This window comes from Streptomyces sp. NPDC101166 (assembly GCF_044768125.1).
Lineage (GTDB): Bacteria > Actinomycetota > Actinomycetes > Streptomycetales > Streptomycetaceae > Streptomyces.
This window is the reverse complement of record NZ_JBIWPF010000093.1, coordinates 1-1,552: the sequence shown is the minus strand read 5'-3', so window position 1 is coordinate 1,552 and position 1,552 is coordinate 1. Positions and strand designations below refer to the sequence as shown.

The 1,552-nt window shown below is 58.5% G+C and carries 2 protein-coding genes; both read right to left on the bottom strand.

The genetic code is table 11. The features are described from left to right. Positions 1-205: hypothetical protein (locus tag ACIRS4_RS36630; protein WP_404204349.1), on the bottom strand; the 205-nt coding region annotated here is incomplete at its 3' end. A gap of 3 nt (positions 206-208) precedes the next feature. Next, entirely contained in the window at positions 209-1,396 is a 1,188-nt protein-coding gene (locus tag ACIRS4_RS36625; RefSeq protein WP_404204347.1) for an McrB family protein, read from the bottom strand. Positions 1,397-1,552 lie beyond the last annotated feature (156 nt).

Here is a 1,552-nt window from a genome sequence, read left to right as displayed (position 1 = left end):
CAGCGACTTTAGGCCGAATGTTGATCTGCACCGGCCCGAGCATGATGGAACCGACCTTCCGCTTCGCCTTGATGCGGTAGCTTCCGGTCGAACCTTTGACCGACTCGACATCTCCGCACTTGAGCGACCGCAGGACCTGAACTTGGTCGGCCGACAGGACTATCGGGTCCGACTTGCCGTACTCGACGAGTTCGAGACATGTCATCGCCTACGCCTCCGAGTCGGCACCATTACCGTTGATGCGTAGTCGGATCTTTTCCAGCGAGTACCTCTCGTGCACATCCATCCCCGACTCCCCGTAGTGATACTCCTCCAGTAGCGGCAGAACCTCGGTGTTCCATACGATGTCCAGGCCCGTTTGGGTGACAGCGTATGGGCGCATGAAGTAGGAGGGGCCGATCTTGAAGTCTTCGTCGAGAATCGATTCATTCAAGATATCGACCATGTCCGCGACGGCATCGGACTCTCCGTTACGCCGCAACCACTCCCTCAGCATGCCCTTCGTCGGCTCTTTCGAGGGGTGGAGTTGAATGAACCTGAACCGCCTGCGCATCGCCGAGTCGACCAGAGCGACAGAGCGATCGGCCCTGTTCATCGTTCCGATGATGATCACGTTCTTCGGCAAGCTGAACATCTCGACTTTGTCAGAGTAGAGCAGATTGATGCTCTCTTGCCGATACTCCAGCAGGTAGTACAGCTCACCGAAGATCTTCGACAGGTTTCCACGGTTGATCTCATCGATTACCAGGGCATACAAGTTGCCAGGGTCTTTGCGAGCATCATCGGCCAGTTGCCGCAATGGACCTCGATGAATGTCATATGCGATCTGGCCGTTCTCAGTTTCGACCGGACGGAACCCCTCGAAGAAATCCTCGTACGAGTATGTCGGGTGGAACTGCACCATCTTGACGTGTTCACGCCCGCAGAGATGATTCGCGAGAGCCTTCGCAAGGTAGGTCTTGCCCGTTCCGGGCGGGCCGTAGAAGATCAGCTGCGGGCGGTCATGTAGGAGATCGATGCAGCTCTGCAGCCACTCTTTGGGCAGATACAACTGCTCGGCGAGTTCGTCTGTGGCAGGCACGAACTCCGGCTCGACATCAGGCGGCAACTCCTGCACCCGCTCCTCCGGGGCCGCCAGGGCATGCCGCGGTCGCCACGCAAACCCGAACGCGGAGCTCAGAATCGAGATCAACTCGGCTGCGTTCTGTCGACTGAGCTGGATGGACTGGCTACTCTTCGGCGCGGATTCGCGGTTGTCCGAACCAAAAGTCGACAGGTGCACCAAGGTCGCACCCTCCGCGTCCTCGATCACCTTGTACTGGCAACTGACCGCGTCTTCAAGCTTGTGCGCTCGCACGTTCTGGTTGCTGGGGACGATCTCGCGAATGCGGGCCATACGCTGTTCTCCTGCTGCGCCGTCGACACTGTCACGCCCATGAGTAGCGGCGTGTCTCGATCCCGTCGATCGCGGCCGAACCGGCCGCCGTCCAACACGTGAACCCGAAGGCAGACATACGCATCCGAGCCGACTTGATAAAGATAACACCCTAAC

Bases quoted from the DNA above. Each gene is read 5' to 3' on its own strand.
- ACIRS4_RS36625 (WP_404204347.1), bottom strand. From the start codon at position 1,396: ATGGCCCGCATTCGCGAGATCGTCCCCAGCAACCAGAACGTGCGAGCG.